The organism is Acinetobacter sp. TGL-Y2 (assembly GCF_001612555.1).
Lineage (GTDB): Bacteria > Pseudomonadota > Gammaproteobacteria > Pseudomonadales > Moraxellaceae > Acinetobacter.
On the sequence record NZ_CP015110.1, the window covers coordinates 2,211,204 to 2,227,258 of the forward strand.

Annotated in this window: 19 protein-coding genes; 16 read left to right on the plus strand and 3 right to left on the minus strand. The window is 41.6% G+C overall.

What is annotated here, in order from left to right; all coding sequences use genetic code 11:
• Window positions 1–19: 19 nt before the first annotated feature.
• The 11 genes from AMD27_RS10570 (at window position 20) to pal (ending at window position 10,266) form a co-directional block, all read left to right on the plus strand.
• The gene (locus AMD27_RS10570; protein WP_067660142.1) at window positions 20–1,360 is read left to right on the plus strand and encodes a deoxyguanosinetriphosphate triphosphohydrolase; all 1,341 of its coding nucleotides are present in this window, start codon (window positions 20–22) and stop codon (window positions 1,358–1,360) included.
• A gap of 124 nt (window positions 1,361–1,484) precedes the next feature.
• Window positions 1,485–2,081, plus strand: coding sequence for a Holliday junction branch migration protein RuvA (gene ruvA, locus AMD27_RS10575; protein ID WP_067660145.1), 597 nt, complete (start codon window positions 1,485–1,487; stop codon window positions 2,079–2,081).
• Window positions 2,082–2,382: 301 nt separating this feature from the next.
• Window positions 2,383–3,390 (plus strand): Holliday junction branch migration DNA helicase RuvB, encoded by a 1,008-nt coding sequence (gene ruvB / locus AMD27_RS10580; RefSeq protein WP_067660148.1) that lies wholly within the window; start codon window positions 2,383–2,385, stop codon window positions 3,388–3,390.
• Window positions 3,391–3,465: 75 nt separating this feature from the next.
• Window positions 3,466–4,110: a hypothetical protein gene (locus AMD27_RS10585; RefSeq protein WP_150115772.1), complete on the plus strand. Its 645-nt coding sequence runs from the start codon at window positions 3,466–3,468 to the stop codon at window positions 4,108–4,110.
• A gap of 248 nt (window positions 4,111–4,358) precedes the next feature.
• Entirely contained in the window at window positions 4,359–4,766 is a 408-nt protein-coding gene (gene ybgC / locus AMD27_RS10590; protein ID WP_067660154.1) for a tol-pal system-associated acyl-CoA thioesterase, read from the plus strand.
• A 23-nt stretch (window positions 4,767–4,789) separates the two neighbouring features.
• Window positions 4,790–5,488, plus strand: coding sequence for a protein TolQ (gene tolQ / locus AMD27_RS10595; protein WP_067660157.1), 699 nt, complete (start codon window positions 4,790–4,792; stop codon window positions 5,486–5,488).
• Window positions 5,488–5,928: a protein TolR gene (gene tolR, locus AMD27_RS10600; RefSeq protein ID WP_067660160.1), complete on the plus strand. Its 441-nt coding sequence runs from the start codon at window positions 5,488–5,490 to the stop codon at window positions 5,926–5,928. Before tolQ ends, tolR begins: the two co-directional genes overlap by 1 nt.
• 3 nt (window positions 5,929–5,931) lie before the next feature.
• Window positions 5,932–7,398 (plus strand): protein TolA, encoded by a 1,467-nt coding sequence (locus AMD27_RS10605; protein ID WP_067660163.1) that lies wholly within the window; start codon window positions 5,932–5,934, stop codon window positions 7,396–7,398.
• 96 nt (window positions 7,399–7,494) lie between these two features.
• On the plus strand, window positions 7,495–8,133 hold the full coding sequence (locus AMD27_RS10610) for a cell envelope integrity protein TolA (RefSeq protein WP_067660165.1): 639 nt from the start codon (window positions 7,495–7,497) through the stop codon (window positions 8,131–8,133).
• Window positions 8,134–8,383: 250 nt separating this feature from the next.
• A complete protein-coding gene (gene tolB, locus AMD27_RS10615) occupies window positions 8,384–9,667 on the plus strand; it encodes a Tol-Pal system beta propeller repeat protein TolB (RefSeq protein WP_067660168.1) in 1,284 nt (427 codons plus the stop codon).
• Window positions 9,668–9,693: 26 nt separating this feature from the next.
• The gene (gene pal / locus AMD27_RS10620) at window positions 9,694–10,266 is read left to right on the plus strand and encodes a peptidoglycan-associated lipoprotein Pal (RefSeq protein ID WP_067660171.1); all 573 of its coding nucleotides are present in this window, start codon (window positions 9,694–9,696) and stop codon (window positions 10,264–10,266) included.
• A gap of 91 nt (window positions 10,267–10,357) precedes the next feature.
• Here the strand turns inward: pal and AMD27_RS10625 are convergent, their stop codons facing one another.
• Entirely contained in the window at window positions 10,358–10,567 is a 210-nt protein-coding gene (locus AMD27_RS10625; RefSeq protein ID WP_067660174.1) for an NF038105 family protein, read from the minus strand.
• A gap of 176 nt (window positions 10,568–10,743) precedes the next feature.
• Here AMD27_RS10625 and AMD27_RS10630 point away from each other — a divergent pair, with 176 nt between their 5' ends.
• The 5 genes from AMD27_RS10630 (at window position 10,744) to AMD27_RS10650 (ending at window position 14,036) form a co-directional block, all read left to right on the plus strand.
• A complete protein-coding gene (locus tag AMD27_RS10630; protein ID WP_067660177.1) occupies window positions 10,744–11,718 on the plus strand; it encodes a class 1 fructose-bisphosphatase in 975 nt (324 codons plus the stop codon).
• 53 nt (window positions 11,719–11,771) lie between these two features.
• Complete coding sequence (locus AMD27_RS10635; protein WP_067660179.1) at window positions 11,772–12,548, plus strand: TrmH family RNA methyltransferase; 777 nt, start codon at window positions 11,772–11,774, stop codon at window positions 12,546–12,548.
• A 160-nt stretch (window positions 12,549–12,708) separates the two neighbouring features.
• Complete coding sequence (locus AMD27_RS10640) at window positions 12,709–13,323, plus strand: RNA polymerase sigma factor (protein WP_067660182.1); 615 nt, start codon at window positions 12,709–12,711, stop codon at window positions 13,321–13,323.
• Window positions 13,310–13,636 carry a hypothetical protein gene (locus AMD27_RS10645; RefSeq protein WP_067660186.1) on the plus strand — a complete coding sequence of 109 codons (327 nt, stop codon included), beginning with the start codon at window positions 13,310–13,312 and terminating at the stop codon, window positions 13,634–13,636. Before AMD27_RS10640 ends, AMD27_RS10645 begins: the two co-directional genes overlap by 14 nt.
• The gene (locus AMD27_RS10650) at window positions 13,626–14,036 is read left to right on the plus strand and encodes a DUF3106 domain-containing protein (RefSeq protein WP_067660189.1); all 411 of its coding nucleotides are present in this window, start codon (window positions 13,626–13,628) and stop codon (window positions 14,034–14,036) included. The genes AMD27_RS10645 and AMD27_RS10650 overlap by 11 nt, the downstream gene beginning before the upstream one ends.
• Before the next feature lie 125 nt (window positions 14,037–14,161).
• Here the strand turns inward: AMD27_RS10650 and rnk are convergent, their stop codons facing one another.
• Both rnk and glyA read right to left on the minus strand, forming a co-directional pair.
• A complete protein-coding gene (rnk, locus tag AMD27_RS10655; protein WP_067660194.1) occupies window positions 14,162–14,566 on the minus strand; it encodes a nucleoside diphosphate kinase regulator in 405 nt (134 codons plus the stop codon).
• Window positions 14,567–14,727: 161 nt separating this feature from the next.
• Entirely contained in the window at window positions 14,728–15,981 is a 1,254-nt protein-coding gene (glyA, locus tag AMD27_RS10660; protein ID WP_067660197.1) for a serine hydroxymethyltransferase, read from the minus strand.
• Window positions 15,982–16,055 lie beyond the last annotated feature (74 nt).

Genomic DNA, 16,055 nt, shown 5'->3' on the forward strand with positions numbered 1-16,055 from the left:
AATCACTGAACAATCATAAATGACTCAAATGCGTTGGCTCGAACTGCTGTCTACCATCCGAATTGGCAGTAAAAAACAAAGCTCAGAACAAGCGCGCAGTCCATTTCATAAAGATTATGACCGCATTATTTTCTCGCAAAGCTTTCGGCAGCTTAACCGTAAGACGCAAGTTCACCCGCTGACACAACATGACGGCATTCATACACGTTTGACGCATTCACTTGAAGTATCGTGTATTGGTCGCTCGCTTGGCATGCTGGCTGCTGAAAAAATTAAAGACCATCTTCCAGTTTGGATTTCCCCTGCCGATGTGGGTGCCATTATTCAAGCAGCATGTCTTGCACACGACATTGGCAACCCTCCTTTTGGTCATGCCGGTGAATATGCCATTCGTGAATGGTTTGATGATGCTTCGCATGGTGATTTTCTAAAAGCACTCAGTCCTGAAGAACAAGCCGATGTGCGCCAGTTTGAAGGCAATGCACAAGGCTTAAGATTGCTGACCAAAATTGATTATCATCCCAATGACGGGGGCATGCGTCTTACTTACGCAACCTTAGGGGCTTACTTAAAGTACCCATGGTTATCGAAAACCATTGCATCTCAAGGTGACACACCCGCAAGTCAACGCGCGAAATTTGGCTGTTACCAATCTGAAAAAGAGATTTTGAAGCAAATTTCTGAACAATTAGGTTTAATTCAACTCGGTGAAGATCATTATTGTCGTCATCCTTTAACCTATCTGTTAGAAGCCGCAGATGATATTTGCTATGCCCTGATTGATCTAGAAGATGGCATTATTTTAAATATGTTGTCTTATGAACAAGTTGAACCGATTTTTCTGAATTTAATTGGTGAATACGGCATACCTTCTGAACTTGCAAATCCACATACGCCATGGCAACAAAAAATTGCAGCCTTACGTGGGCGCGTGATGAAACGTCTGGTCGATGAAGTGACCACGGCTTTTGCCAAACATCACTTTGAAATTTTGTCTGGACAGCTGAAAGGCAGTTTATTGCAATATTGTTCTGCTGATATAGAACAAGGGATTAATAAAGCCAAAAATTTGGCCCGTGAAAAAATCTTTGAGCATCCGCAAAAAGCAGGACTCGAAATCATTGCACATCAAAGCTTGCAACATATTTTAGATGCGTTTATCCCACTCACTACACCAGATAAAGTGCATAGTTTTAAAGAAGGTCGTTTATTTTCGATCCTGTCAGGTTATGGCGCACGTTTTAGTGACCATCACTATGACAATATTATGCAAGTGTTGGATATTGTCAGTAAATTTTCAGATCATCAAGCCTATAACTTGGCACAAGAACTCAAAGGCAATAAGGTGGGGTTCTTATAATGCTCTCAGATTACCTTCTTCTGCGTTTGCAACAAACGAGATTCGATAAATGATACGAGAACTTTTGCCTTTAGATCCAATGCACTCTACTATTCAAACATTAACAAAGAAGTGAATAAATTCAATGATCGGATGTCTTATTGGTGAAGTGCTTGCCTTAGAAGCACCTACAGTCTTACTCAATGTAAACGGCGTGGGCTATGAAGTCGATACGCCATTATCTACATTTTGCCAATTGCAAAAAGGTCAAAAAACCACGCTTTGGACACATTTAGTGGTGCGTGAAGATGCTCAACAACTCTTTGGCTTTGCAGAGCCGCGAGAAAAGACCATTTTCCGCACCTTACTTAAAGTCAATGGTGTCGGTCCACGTATGGCGTTGGGCATTCTATCAACCTTAAGCGTTGAACTGCTGATTCACACCGTTGAGCATGAAGATGTGAATACCTTGATTAAAGTCCCAGGTGTGGGTAAAAAGACAGCTGAACGTCTGATGATTGAACTTCGTGATCGCTTTAAAGCCATGGCAACGTCATCTTCAAGTTCAGCGACAACACAAATTCAGTTCACTGGTAACTCTGCTGTGGCTGAAGCAGAAGCGGCTTTACAATCTCTCGGCTTTAAACCGTTAGAGGCACAAAAAATTGTTGCTGCGGCCAAAGGTGATTACACTGAAGCGGCTGACATTATCCGTGCATCATTGAAATCGATGAATAAATAAAACGCTATGATCAATAATTTCAAATGAAAATAATTTGATACGCGAAAAGGTCATTCGCAACTGTTTGAGGCAGGATGAAATTTGTGAACTAAAGTTTCTGCGATATATTCAAATGTAGATTGGTCTTTGACGAGTTTTGCGAATGACAATGGTTTTGCTTACTTTTGACTTAACAAAAGTAAGGCGAACCGCAGGTTAATCCTCAACTTAAACTTAAATGATAAGACTCCGCTGTGATTCATATTTTTTGAATATCAAACATATGATAAGCAAACGAGTTAAACGATAGATTAATAAATTGATGCAAGACCGTATTATCAGTGGTTCTGAAAAACCCGAAGATCATTTTGATCGTGCCATACGCCCCACTTCACTTGAAGACTATATTGGTCAGCCTGTGGTACGTGAGCAAATGGAAATTTTTATTGGTGCTGCACGTGGACGCGGTGAAGCGCTCGATCACACCCTCATTTTTGGCCCACCCGGTTTAGGGAAAACCACGCTGGCGAATATTATTGCCCGTGAAATGGGTGGTAATCTCAAGTCAACTTCTGGCCCCGTGCTTGAACGCGCAGGTGATTTAGCAGCGATGCTGACCAATCTTGAAGAAGGTGATGTTTTATTTATTGATGAAATTCATCGTCTGTCACCTGTGATTGAAGAAATTCTCTATCCTGCAATGGAAGATTACCAACTCGATATCATGATTGGTGAAGGTCCGGGTGCACGATCCATTAAATTGGATTTACCTCCCTTTACTTTAGTTGCAGCAACTACACGCGCAGGACTACTTACTTCTCCTTTACGAGATCGTTTCGGGATCGTGCAACGTTTAGAGTTTTATTCTGTTGAAGATTTGACCCATATTGTGGCGCGTTCTGCAAACCTAATGGATGTTCCGACCACAGCAGAGGGTGCTTTAGAAATTGCACGTCGTGCACGTGGTACGCCGCGTATTGCCAACCGTTTACTGCGTCGTGTGCGTGACTATGCCCAAGTCAAAGGTAATGGCGAAGTGACCAAAGAAATGGCGCAACGTGCTTTGGATATGCTTAATGTTGATAAGGATGGTTTAGATACTTTAGACCGTCGTTATTTGTCTATGCTACTTGAGCGTTTTGATGGTGGTCCTGCGGGCGTTGAAGCGTTGGCTGCGGCAATGGCGGAAGATTCAGGCACACTGGAAGATGTAATTGAGCCGTATTTGATTCAGCAAGGTTATGCAATGCGTACTGCGCGTGGTCGGATTGCAACCAATCAGGCGTATGTGCAGTTTGGTATGACACCTCCTGAGCCGAAAGAGAAGTGAGTCAACAAAAAAGGATGATTCATCATCCTTTTTCCACATATTCAAAAACAAAAAATGAAAATAGACCATATCCCCATGACCGAACAAGAGTTAATGCAAGAAATCATTCATCAATATGATGAAGCACTTAAAAATATTGATCTTGATACCATCATCCCGAGAGACAAAGCTATCATTGAACTTACTCACATAGAGTTGGAGACATTGCAAAAATTAATCGAAAATAGAACTGCTTTAAGTTTAAATTTTGAATTTTTTGATATAACGTTAAACAAAACTGTCGAAATTAAAGAAGACTTTCAGGTGAGAACCATATTCCATCAATCTCAAAATTACTGTCTTAAAAGTATTTCTTTTAATTATGCTTCTGCGATAATTTTGATTAGCTTAGTTTTTAAAGAACCCATGGATCAGCTTATAAATGAAGTTATAACGCCTAAACCTATTGATAAAAAAGATATTTCTCTTGCAATGATTATTGCAATAATCTGTTTTTCCACTTTTTTTATCACTTATGGTGGAATTCCTGAAATACTTAGTTTTGCTTTATTCGGCGCTGGATTTTCAGCACTTGGTTTCATCTATGAGAAAGTAAAAGACCGCTTAAATTTTAACAGTAAGCGTAAGATTAACGAGCGAAGATTCTATACGAGTCAATATTTAACAGCGCACTTAGCTGAACATGCTCATCAAAGACTTAATCTTGATAGTGTTGAATAATTTAGTTTTACAAATTAACAACGCATGAACAGCTCCAATCTAGATGTGTAATATAAAAATGAAAAGAACTTTTTCTTTTATTTCTGTGTTTGAAACCTTGTGCCATTGGACTGAAAATTCAGGGTGATAAACTGCGAGCCTTTGCAGTACATTGTTCTGAGCAATTATTTTGTGCATCATGCTTAAAATATCAGAACAATAGAATCACCCAAAAATCCAAGATCCAAAGCTAGACATGGGAAATGAATATGGCGAACAAATTTGAATTTCAAATTCGTGTATATATAGAAGATACCGATGCAGGAGGTATTGTCTACCACGCCAATCACATCCGTTTTATGGAACGCGCCCGCACCGAATGGCTACGTGCTTCAGGTATTTCACACTACTGGCACCAAAAAGATTATCATTTCGTGGTACACAAGATTTCGCTCAAATACTCACGTCCAATCCTAATGGATGACCTCATTACTGTTACAGCGAGTGTAGTTTCGTGTAAAGCCACGTCTTTTGTGTTGCAACAAAATATTTATCGTGGTGAAATCATGCTAGCTTCTGGCGAGGTTGAATTGGCATGTATTAGCTTGGCAATGAGACCGCTTCGAATTCCTGATGAAATCCGTGAACTGATCCAAAAACAATTGGCTCACGAATAAAAATACTATTGGCACATGTAACTATGGCAACACAACTAGAATCATCTCTACACATCTCAGATTTAATTTTACAAGCAAGTCCTGTCGTTCAATTGGTCATGCTGGTTTTAGTCCTCGCGTCCCTGTTGAGTTGGTATTTAATTGCCAAGTTACATATGACCTATAAAAAAGCGCAACAAGGCGATGAACATTTCCAAAAAGTGTTTTGGTCAGGCGCAGAGCTGAATACGTTGTATAACAATGCACAAGTGAACTCTAAACGTGAAGGTCTAGAAGATATTTTCTATCATGGCTTTGGCGAATTTTTAAAGCTAAAAAAATCAAAAGCCGAGACCTCTCATACCATTGATGGTACAGAACGTATTTTACGTGTCGGTCTAAGTCGTGACCAAAGCCGTATGGAGCAAGGTTTAGGTGCTCTTGCTAGTATTGGTTCAGTTGCCCCGTATATTGGTTTGTTTGGTACGGTTTGGGGCATCATGAATGCCTTTATTGGTTTAGCACAGGTTGAACAAGTCACGTTGGCAACCGTTGCACCGGGTATTGCAGAAGCACTGATTGCAACAGCCATTGGTCTATTTGCCGCAATTCCAGCGGTACTGGCCTTTAACCATTACACATCCAAAGGCGAAGAAGTCTATTCAGATCGTGCATTATTTGCAGAAGAAATGGTGGCGCTTTTACAACGTCAGTCTGTGGGAACAACACAGGAAAATGACTAATGGCGATTCAACGTTCTGGACGCTTTGAACGCGTCAAAAAACCACTCAATAGTGACATGAATGTCGTGCCATACATCGATGTGATGTTGGTTTTATTGGTGATCTTTATGGTGACTGCCCCCATGATTACCAGCGGCATTAAGGTTGATTTACCGGAAGCCAATAGCAATCCGATTGTATCTGAAGCCGCACCTGCCATGGTGAGCTTAAAAGAAGATGGCAGTTATTATCTTGAATATAAAAAGATAAAGCAGGCTGTGACTTTAGATGAGCTAAAGGATCTACTCATCACTGCTCAAGAAGAAACAGATAATCAGCAATTAAATATTGTGATTAATGGTGACCAAACTCGTCCTTATGGTGATGTAATTGCCTTGATGTCAAACCTTCAAGATGCGGGTTTAACACAAGTCGGATTACTGACCAAGCCTGTAAAATAAGCTATGAAAGATACGAAACAGTCTTTTTCTAAAGAAAAAAAAATTGCACTCGGTTTTACCTTGGCTGTGCATGTGGTTGCCCTTTCAGGTTTACTGTTTTTGGGTTTAACTCAGCCCAATGAACCACCGAAACCGATTAAAACAGTCCTGATCAAACCTGAAGATTTAATCATTCCACCTGAGCCAACACCACTTGTAGAAACAGACTCAGTTGAAACTGCGGACACTAAAGTTCAGCCGACCATTCAACAAACGGCTGACCCCGTTTTGGCTGCGCCTAATATTCCAGCTATAGCTGCTAAACCTGTAGAACAACCTAAAGTCGAACCTAAGGCAGATACTCAAAAAGCGGCTGAAGCTGCCAAACAAGCGGCTGCGGAAAAACAAGCAGCCTTAGTTGCTGCAAAAGCAACCGAAAAAGCCAATCGTGAAGCTGCTGAAAAGTTGAAACAAGCTAAAGCAGATGCATCTAATAAAGCCAAAGCGGAGGCTGCTCAAAAAGCACAAGCTGACGCTGAGACAAAAGCAAGAGCGGAAGCAAATCAAAAAGCTAAAGCAGATGCCGCTGCGAAAGCCCGAACCGAAGCAGCAAATAAAGCCAAAACGGAGGCTGCTCAAAAAGCCAAAGCCGACGCTTCTGCAAAAGCAAAAACTGATGCATCTAATAAAGCCAAAGCCGACGCTGCTGCCAAAGCAAAAGCAGATACAGCAAATAAAGCCAAAGCCGACGCTGCTGCCAAAGCGAAAACTGATGCAGCAAATAAAGCCAAGGCTGACGCTGCTGCCAAAGCAAAAACTGATACAGCAAATAAAGCCAAAGCTGATGCCAAAGCGAAAACTGATGCAGCAAATAAAGCCAAAGCCGACGCTGCTGCCAAAGCGAAAGCAGATACAGCAAATAAAGCCAAAGCTGATGCTGCTGCCAAAGCGAAAACTGATGCAGCAAATAAAGCCAAAGCCGACGCTGCTGCCAAAGCAAAAGCAGATACAGCAAATAAAGCCAAAGCCGACGCTGCTGCCAAAGCGAAAACTGATGCAGCAAATAAAGCCAAAGCCGACGCTGCTGCCAAAGCGAAAGCAGATACAGCGAATAAAGCCAAAGCCGATGCTGAAGCCAAAGAACGTGCCGCAGCTGAAGAACGCGCTTCATCTGCTCAAAAAGCCAAAGAAGAAGCGGTCAATAAAAAGGCTGAAACGAAGAAAATTGCATCTTCAGCGAAACGTGACTTTGAAAATAAAGTTAAAAATGCTTGGCGTATGCCAGTGAATGCTTCAGGTCAAAAAGCAACGGCACGTGTGAGTTTAAGTGAAAGTGGTGCTGTAAACAGTGTCATTGTGAATGCATCCGATCCAGACGTCAAAGCCAGTGTAGAACAGGCAGTCCGCTCTGCTGCACCGTATCCGATGCCTTCAGACCCTGAGGCTAGAAGTCAAGCAAGAAGTTTTACCGCTTCATTTACCGTTAAATAGATTTCAAACAAACCCTATATTCGTATGGGGTTTGTTTTTTAAAGATGAAAACGATATATTGATTTTTTACTTTAATCACTCTTTATAATTACAAATATGATTCACAAACTTCTGACACTGATTATCCTATTGTCTCCGCTTTCATATGCAGAAAATATCAATATCACCATTCCCTCAACATCCATTCCACAAGGAATAAGTTTAGAACGATACAACCAACTTCATTTAGCTTATCAACGCAAGGCTTTTGCCGAAAAAGCCGGAACTCATGTAGAAGTAGCAGCGAAAGCTAAAACAGTTATAGATGAAGATAGATCAGAAAAAGTAAGATCAGATGCACAGAAGGTTAATGCTAAGGCTGAAGCAGCTGCCAAAGCAAGAGCTGAACGTGATGCATATCAAGCAAAAGCTTTAGTAGAACAAAAAGTACGTGAAGATGCAGCCAATAAAAAAGCTGAAGCTCGTAAAATTGCATCTTCTGCCAAGCGAGACTTCGAAAGTAAAATCATAAATGCATGGAAAATACCGGATGGATTTACAGAAAAGAAAGCCACTGCACATATTCCGTTAAGCAACAACGGCGATGTATTGTCTATTGTTGTAGCTACTACTGAACCACAACTGAGAGCAGGTATTGAACAAGCAGTCCGTTCAGCTGCACCGTATCCGATGCCTTCAGACCCTGAAGCTAGAAGTCAAGCGCGTAGTTTTACAGCTTCTTTTACGGTTAAATAAAACCCAAATCACCACACCCGACCACGGTCGAGCGTTTTTCAAACTTAACTACTTATAGCCATATTGATTATTAAGCTTAAATGTTCCAATTGCAAATGGTCTAAGTTGAATAGATCTTTGAATAACGATTATTCGATTCATATTTTCAGATAATCGTCATAATTACATGCTTTCTATAGATTAAAATCATCTCTGTATGCTACAAAGCTAGCATAATCTAAAAACTAGTATTTCGAGCATGTGACCTACAATGAAACGAATCTCTAAACATCTTCTTGGTTTGGCTGTGATTGCAGCCTTCAGCCCTGCTTTAATCACGACAAGCTATGCACAACTTCATTTGGAAATTGCCAAAGCCCCTGAACAGGCACCTAAAATTGCGATTGTGCCATTTTCTGGTGACCAGAGTCTTTATCCTGTGATTGAACAAGATTTAAATCGCTCAGGTCGTTTTACCAGCTCTTCAAAAAACTTAGCAGCAACAGCCAGTCTGAACAATGCCAATGGTGCAGCTTGGAAAGCGGCAGGCGTGCCGTATGTGGTGAATGGTGAAGTGAAAACCAATGCAGATGGTTCACTGGCCGTGCATTACCAACTCTATGATGTCGAAAAACAACAATACCTGTTAAACGAATTACTCACGGTTCCTGCATCTCGTACGCGATCTGCGGCACATATGATCAGTGATGCGATTTACCAAGCCATTACTGGAATTAAAGGTGATTTCAGCGGTCGTATTGCGTATGTACTGCGTAACCCTGCAACGCCAGAAAACCGCTATACCTTGCAAATTGCAGATACAGATGGTGAGCAACCAAAAACCATTTTAAGTTCACGCGATCCAATTTTATCGCCGGCTTGGACACCTGATGCGAAAAAAATCGCCTATGTGTCTTTTGAAACCAAACGCCCTGCCATTTATGTTCAGGACTTGGCCACTGGTCAACGTGAAAAGCTTGCAGGCTTCCGTGGTCTAAATGGCGCACCTAGTTTCTCACCTGATGGTAAAAGCATGTTGTTCACTGCGTCTATGCATGATAACCCAGAAATTTATCAAATGGATTTGACCACACGCCAACTGCAACGCATGACCAATAACTCTGCGATTGATACTGAAGCGCGTTATACCCCAGATGGTAAAGGCTTTATTTTTACCTCTGACCGTGGTGGCTCCGCGCAAATTTATAAGCACAATTTTAGTGACAACTCCACCAAACGCCTGACTTTCCGTGGGGCGTTCAATGCTCGTGGCTCTTTAAGTGCTGATGGTAAATATGTGGCACTGGTTCACCGCCCTGCAGGCAGTAACTACAAAGTTGCAATTCAAGAAATATCGACCGGTATTACCAATATTTTAACCCCGACCAGTTTAGATGAATCACCAAGCTTCTCACCGAATGGTCAAATGGTGGTGTATGCGACACGTGAAGCAAATCGTGGACTGTTGGCTATTATGTCAACTGACGGTCGCTTCCGCATGAATTTACCGAGTGAGCAAGGTGAAGTTCGTGAACCGGCTTGGGCACCAAAATAATTCAATTAAAATTCAAGGAGATTATTATGAATATCATTAAAAATTTGGCGTTGCCGCTGATTGCAGTTAGTCTGGTTATGACAGGTTGTGCAAGTCGTAAACCTGCAACGGACATCACCACGGGAAACACGACTCCGACGACGTCGACAACCGTAAATACATCTGGTCTAAGTGAAGATGCCGCGTTAAATGCGCAAAATTTGGTGGGTGCATCGTCTAAAGGCGTGACTGAAGCCAACAAAGCATTTTTAGCAAAACGTGTAGTTCATTTTGACTATGACAGTAGTGAATTGACCAATGAAGATTATCAAACCCTGCAAGCACATGCGCAGTTTTTATTGGCCAATGCGAACTCAAAGATTGCTTTGACCGGTCATACCGACGAACGTGGTACACGTGAATACAACATGGCACTAGGCGAACGTCGTGCCAAAGCTGTCCAAAGCTACCTGATTACCAATGGCGTAAACTCAGGTCAATTAGAAGCAGTTAGCTACGGTAAAGAGATGCCCATCAATGCTGGTCATACCGAAGCGGCTTGGAAAGAAAACCGCCGCGTAGAACTTAACTACGAAGCTGTTCCACCGCTGTTAAAATAATATGAATTAAAAACAAAAAAGCGCTCTAACATTAGAGCGCTTTTTGACTTTAAACTTCAGCTGGAACTGTTTAAGATGATTTGTATTTGAATCAGTCTAGCTCTGGTTTTGATTTTTTGTCTGTTTCTGGATCTGGTACGGGACTTTGCATCGACTCAATCATGTCATGTTTATTAAAATCTTTATACTCAGGCTTGGCTTCATATGCCTTCCATGCCTCCTTAGATTTTTCAGAACTAATATCTTTTAAATCAATACTTTCACTTGGCGTTGGAGTCGCATCGAACGTTAATGTGGTCATGATCGTCTTCCTTCTCTTTTCTATCCTCCACTCCAACATAGCATGTTCTAAAACTCTTACAAGTCTAAAATCGCTACAAATCTCACACTAAGCTTTCTATTTTCAGTCGAAGTCATCTAAAATAGGCACAGTATTTATTTTGCTATTTTTTAGCGCTTTCTTGGAGCTCATTTGTTATGTCTTACCGCACCCTTTCCCAATATTTAGAACAACAACAAGGGAATCTCACACCTGAGCTTTCAAATGTTATTGAAACGATTGCACAGACCTGTAAAGACATTGATGTACTGTTACAAAAAGGTGCTTTGGCTGGTGTTTTAGGCAGTGCTGGCAATGAAAATGTGCAAGGTGAAGCGCAGAAAAAACTCGATGTCATTTCAAATGACTATCTCATTGACGCTTTGAAAAATAATGCCAATGTGGGTGGTTTAGCATCTGAAGAATTAGACGATTTCACTCCCGCGCAAACAGAGGGTAAATATTTGGTTTTGTTTGATCCATTAGATGGCTCAAGTAATATCGACATTAACATGTGCGTAGGTACAATTTTCTCTATCTTGCCTGCAAAAAATGCGGTGACTCAAGCAGAAGATTTCATGCAAGCAGGTACTGCACAAGTGGCTGCAGGCTATGTGCTTTATGGTCCATCTTCAATGATGGCTTTAACAGTAGGTGCTGGTACAGACTTCTTTACCTTTGATCCAGTTTCTAAAGAATTTTTATTGACTACCGAAAATGTTCAAGTCGCTGCCGACACCCAAGAATATGCGATTAATTCATCAAACCAACGTCATTGGGAAGAGCCGATAAAACGCTATATTGGTGAATTACAAGACGGTAAAACTTCGGTACGCGAAAAAGACTTTAATATGCGCTGGGTTGCCTGTATGGTGGGTGACATTCACCGTATTCTTTGCCGTAGCGGTATTTTCTTATACCCATACGACACGAAAGACCCGAAAAAAGCAGGTCGTTTACGCTTAATGTATGAAGCGAATCCAATGAGTATGCTCATGGAGCAAGCGGGCGGCGCATCGACCACTGGTCGCGTCCGTATTCTAGACATCCAACCGACTGAATTACACCAACGTGTACCGGTTGTGATTGGTTCAAAAAACGAAGTTGACCTTGTTACTCGTTACCACAATTAATTTTTATACTGGGAGTCCAATCATTTCATTGGACTTCCACGGACAGTTTTGACATGGCCATTATTTTTCTAGAATCAAAAGACAATCCTAAAATCAAACACTTACGTGGTTTAATTGAACAAAGTTCATATCGCAAAAAGCAAGGTCAAACTGTACTTGAAGGCACACACTTAAGCTTAGCTTGGTTAGAGCAAAATCGTACCCTCAATTCGATTTTCACCACTGAACATGCAATGGAACATCCAGATTTTGACAAAATTGCCCAGCTTTATACGGGTTCTGTATTTGTCTTAAGCGAATCTTTATATAAAGATTTAAGCACATTGGGTACCACTTTAGCGTGTATCGCAGTGGTGGATATTCCTTCTTCCACGCAGTCATTAGATTTCTCTAAAGACACGCTTATTCTTGAAAATATTCAAGATCCGGGCAACGTGGGTACTTTGCTTCGTTCTGCTGCCGCAGCGGGTATTAAGCAAATTGTATCTACCAAAGGTTCTGCATCGCTTTGGTCGCCACGCGTATTACGTGCAGGCATGGGTGCACACTTTTCATTAAATACTTATGAAAATGTGTCTGTTGAAGACCTACTGACCAAATTCAGTATTCCGGTTTATGTGACCAGCTCACATGAGCCTGCAAGCCTTTACTCTAAAGACTTGACGCAGCCGTGTGCTTGGATTTTGGGCAATGAAGGTTCAGGTGCTTCTGAGTACGCACTGGCTAACGCTGCTGCAATCACTATTCCTCAGCCTGGTGGTCAGGAGTCGCTCAATGTCGCAGCAGCGGGTTCAATCTGCTTCTTCGAGATGGTTCGTCAACGCATTTAATTCGTTAAAGAACCGTAACGATTCTGCTCAAAAATATAAAAACCGTTTAAACTGCTAAAAATAGTTGCTTAAATTGTCAACCTATCATTATCTTTTAACGTTATATAAGTAACGATTAAAAATAATGGTGGGTACCCCAATGACGGGATTTTCCATCTCTATGGATTTAGCACCGAAACATCCACAGTCTGAAGACGCCAGTGTTCTATTGAGCACAGCTGAACAACGCCTGAAATTTTTCATGCAGGATGTCACGGGTCGTGCTTTAGTCATGATGGAAGGTGCAACACAAGGTCATAATGGGATTGCCATGGATTTGGTGCAAGAAGCCTTTATTTCCTTACATAAATCCTATGCAGCAAAGTCTACTGCAGAATGGTATCCACTGTTTTACACTATTTTAAATAACAAATTACAAGATTGGCGCAGAAAAGAAGCGCGCCGCCCCTTTCCGCTGTCTTTATTTAAAAAAGTAGATCTCGATTCCGATGACGAAGATGTCGTGGATGACAGTACACCTAACCCTTTACAGTTTTTGTCGCAAGAATTAGCCGTTGAAGAAATTCAATCCGCCATTGCCAAACTTCCTGTTCGTCAGCAACAAGCGTTTATGCTACGCGCTTGGGAAGGTTTTGATACGCATACGACAGCTGAAATTATGGACTGCTCGGAAGGTAGCGTTAAAACGCATTACCATAGAGCCATTCAAGGTTTAAGACTTTCGCTTTCTCACTTAAATCCACATATAGGGGGATCATCTGATGAAGAACGATGACTTCGCTAAACAAGTGACTTCCAAGCTTGATCAACTTGCTCGCCATCATCGCAATAAAACAGTGGTGATGGAGCATGTACTTGAAAACATTCAAGAGAAATCACTTTTATCCAGTTTTATGAATTGGAAAACCACAGGCTTTGCACTGGCAGCAGCCATTACAGGTTTTGTGATTTTACCCAACGCCGTTGACTTGACTGAGCAGCCCAACAATCAACAAGTGATTGTCAGCCCTAAACTCTCTCCACAAATGATGGAAGATTTAGATATGCTTTCAGTTTTTGGTGAGGAAAAATTAGCCCATGGCAGCTAAACGTCTTGCTTTGGCATTTTGTGCCCTGAGTCTTCTGCAAACCAGTTTTGCAGGATACGAACGTTTTTGGATTTTTTCTAAAGACGCCAACACACAAGTGAATGAAACTTGGGATGCATTGTCTGAAACTGAACAACAGGCGCTGATTAAACGCTATCAAAATTTAAAAGAAATCCCCACAGAGCAAACAGTGGCACTCCAACAGCGTATGGATTGGTTTACACAACTGCCTGAACCTGAAAAGCTTAAAATGCGTGAAGCTTGGCAACAAATGAGTACTACAGAACGCAATGACCTTCGTAAAAAAATGCTCAATGCCCGTACAGATGCACAGCGTAAAGAGATTCGGGAAACCTATTTAAACAAATATGTTGCTGAAACCGTCGTCCATAACGAATAACAAAAACAGGCTAAGGCAAAACTCCAAATTAAAATTAAAGCCCAGTCCTTGTACTGGGCTTTTTTTGTTTAATTCATCCATTTACGTGATATCGGCTGATCATTTCCTTCATAAGCACTATTTACTTAAAGATAATCACCTTCACGCTCAGGCTGATAAATAATTTTTTCAATTTTGACTTTCATTAACTGACCGTCTGGTTGTGGCCATTCAATTTGCTGACCTTCTGCCAAACCTAAAATGGCAGTGCCAATCGGTGCAATCACGTTGACTTGCCCCGCTTCGCCTTTGAAGTCATGCGGATAGACCAATGTGATTTCTGTAGACTCGGTTGAAGGTGCAATGGTGATTTTGACACGGGCATTCATGGTGACCACGTTAGCTGGTATATCTTGGGGTAAAACCACATCCGCCCGTGCAAGTTCATCTTCCAAGTGTTTCATAGTGGGCGATAATTTCATTTGATGATCAAGCATGGTTTCTAAACGATTGAGATCTTGTTCAGAAATAATAATTTGTGGTTTGTTCATATTGTTAAATCCATTTTTAAGAATACTGATCAAGCGAATGTTGCAAGATTAAATATTTTTCTCATTATTCAGTTATATCAGAAAAATATGGTAGGCATCATCCACTTTTCCAAATGCAATAAAAAAAGCCCCCTTGAGGGGGCCCTTTCTCAAATCAAAACCTAGTTTGCATACACTGGGTATTTCGCACAAACCGTTTCAACCTTCGCTTTAACTGCATTAATGACAGCTTCATCGCCTTTCGCATCAAGGATGTCAGCGATCCAACCTGCCAAATCACGCACTTCAGCTTCACCAAAACCACGTGTTGTCACTGCAGGTGTACCAATACGGATACCTGAAGTCACAAATGGAGAACGTGGATCGTTTGGTACAGAGTTTTTGTTCACAGTAATGTGAGCAGCACCCAACCAAGCATCTGCTTCTTTACCTGTAATGTCTTGTTTAATCAAAGACAAGAGGAATAAATGGTTTTTCGTACCACCAGAAACAACGTCATAACCACGTGCAATGAGTACTTCAGCCATTGCTTGAGCATTAATAACCACTTGTTTTTGATATTCTTTGTATTCAGGCGCCATCGCTTCTTTAAAGCAAATGGCTTTCGCCGCCACTGCGTGAACAAGTGGACCACCTTGGTTGCCTGGGAATACTGCAGATTGAAGTTTTTTCTCAATCTCTTCGTTTGCTTTGGCAAGGATCAAACCTGAACGTGGACCACGAAGTGTTTTATGTGTCGTTGTTGTTGTTACGTCAGCAATTTGAACTGGGCTTGGGTAAACACCCGCAGCCACTAGACCAGCAACGTGAGCCATATCTACAAATAGGTAAGCGCCAACTTTGTCCGCGATTTCACGGAAACGCTGCCAATCAACGATTTGGCTATACGCAGAGAAACCAGCAACGATCATACGTGGCTTGTGTTCTACAGCTAAACGTTCAACTTCTTCGTAATCGATTTCACCTGTTTCAGGGTTCAAACCGTATTGAATAGCATTGTAAGTTTTACCAGAGAAGCTTACTTTCGCACCGTGAGTCAAGTGACCACCATGCGCAAGACTCATCCCCAAAACGGTATCGCCTGGGTTAAGTAAAGCCAAGTACACTGCTGCGTTTGCTTGTGAGCCTGCATGGGGCTGCACGTTCGCATAATCAGCACCAAAAAGCGCTTTAGCACGGTCAATCGCCAATTGTTCGATGATATCGACGTATTCACAGCCGCCGTAGTAGCGTTTACCTGGATAGCCTTCCGCATATTTGTTTGTAAGTTTTGAACCCTGCGCTTCCATAACTGCTGGAGAGCAATAGTTTTCAGAGGCAATCAGTTCGATGTGCGCTTCTTGGCGAGCATCTTCCTTTGTGATTGCTTGCGCGATTTCTGGATCAAATTCAGCAATTAAGATATTGGCAAACATTAGCGAGGTCCTATTAAATTAGGGCTTTTAAGCCGTGCTAAGATTGGCGCGTATTGTAGCACGAAGTTTTGAAT

What these genes read in the sequence shown, in the direction of transcription:
- ybgC (WP_067660154.1), top strand. Translation starts at nt 4,359, where the DNA reads ATGGCGAACAAATTTGAATTTCAAATTCGTGTATATATAGAAGATACC.
- AMD27_RS10585 (WP_150115772.1), top strand. Translation starts at nt 3,466, where the DNA reads ATGACCGAACAAGAGTTAATGCAAGAAATCATTCATCAATATGATGAA.
- AMD27_RS10640 (WP_067660182.1), top strand. Translation starts at nt 12,709, where the DNA reads ATGGATTTAGCACCGAAACATCCACAGTCTGAAGACGCCAGTGTTCTA.
- rnk (WP_067660194.1), bottom strand. Translation starts at nt 14,566, where the DNA reads ATGAACAAACCACAAATTATTATTTCTGAACAAGATCTCAATCGTTTA.
- tolB (WP_067660168.1), top strand. Translation starts at nt 8,384, where the DNA reads ATGAAACGAATCTCTAAACATCTTCTTGGTTTGGCTGTGATTGCAGCC.
- AMD27_RS10650 (WP_067660189.1), top strand. Translation starts at nt 13,626, where the DNA reads ATGGCAGCTAAACGTCTTGCTTTGGCATTTTGTGCCCTGAGTCTTCTG.
- glyA (WP_067660197.1), bottom strand. Translation starts at nt 15,981, where the DNA reads ATGTTTGCCAATATCTTAATTGCTGAATTTGATCCAGAAATCGCGCAA.
- AMD27_RS10625 (WP_067660174.1), bottom strand. Translation starts at nt 10,567, where the DNA reads ATGACCACATTAACGTTCGATGCGACTCCAACGCCAAGTGAAAGTATT.
- AMD27_RS10570 (WP_067660142.1), top strand. Translation starts at nt 20, where the DNA reads ATGACTCAAATGCGTTGGCTCGAACTGCTGTCTACCATCCGAATTGGC.
- AMD27_RS10630 (WP_067660177.1), top strand. Translation starts at nt 10,744, where the DNA reads ATGTCTTACCGCACCCTTTCCCAATATTTAGAACAACAACAAGGGAAT.
- tolR (WP_067660160.1), top strand. Translation starts at nt 5,488, where the DNA reads ATGGCGATTCAACGTTCTGGACGCTTTGAACGCGTCAAAAAACCACTC.
- AMD27_RS10635 (WP_067660179.1), top strand. Translation starts at nt 11,772, where the DNA reads ATGGCCATTATTTTTCTAGAATCAAAAGACAATCCTAAAATCAAACAC.
- AMD27_RS10605 (WP_067660163.1), top strand. Translation starts at nt 5,932, where the DNA reads ATGAAAGATACGAAACAGTCTTTTTCTAAAGAAAAAAAAATTGCACTC.
- ruvA (WP_067660145.1), top strand. Translation starts at nt 1,485, where the DNA reads ATGATCGGATGTCTTATTGGTGAAGTGCTTGCCTTAGAAGCACCTACA.
- AMD27_RS10610 (WP_067660165.1), top strand. Translation starts at nt 7,495, where the DNA reads ATGATTCACAAACTTCTGACACTGATTATCCTATTGTCTCCGCTTTCA.
- ruvB (WP_067660148.1), top strand. Translation starts at nt 2,383, where the DNA reads ATGCAAGACCGTATTATCAGTGGTTCTGAAAAACCCGAAGATCATTTT.
- pal (WP_067660171.1), top strand. Translation starts at nt 9,694, where the DNA reads ATGAATATCATTAAAAATTTGGCGTTGCCGCTGATTGCAGTTAGTCTG.
- AMD27_RS10645 (WP_067660186.1), top strand. Translation starts at nt 13,310, where the DNA reads ATGAAGAACGATGACTTCGCTAAACAAGTGACTTCCAAGCTTGATCAA.
- tolQ (WP_067660157.1), top strand. Translation starts at nt 4,790, where the DNA reads ATGGCAACACAACTAGAATCATCTCTACACATCTCAGATTTAATTTTA.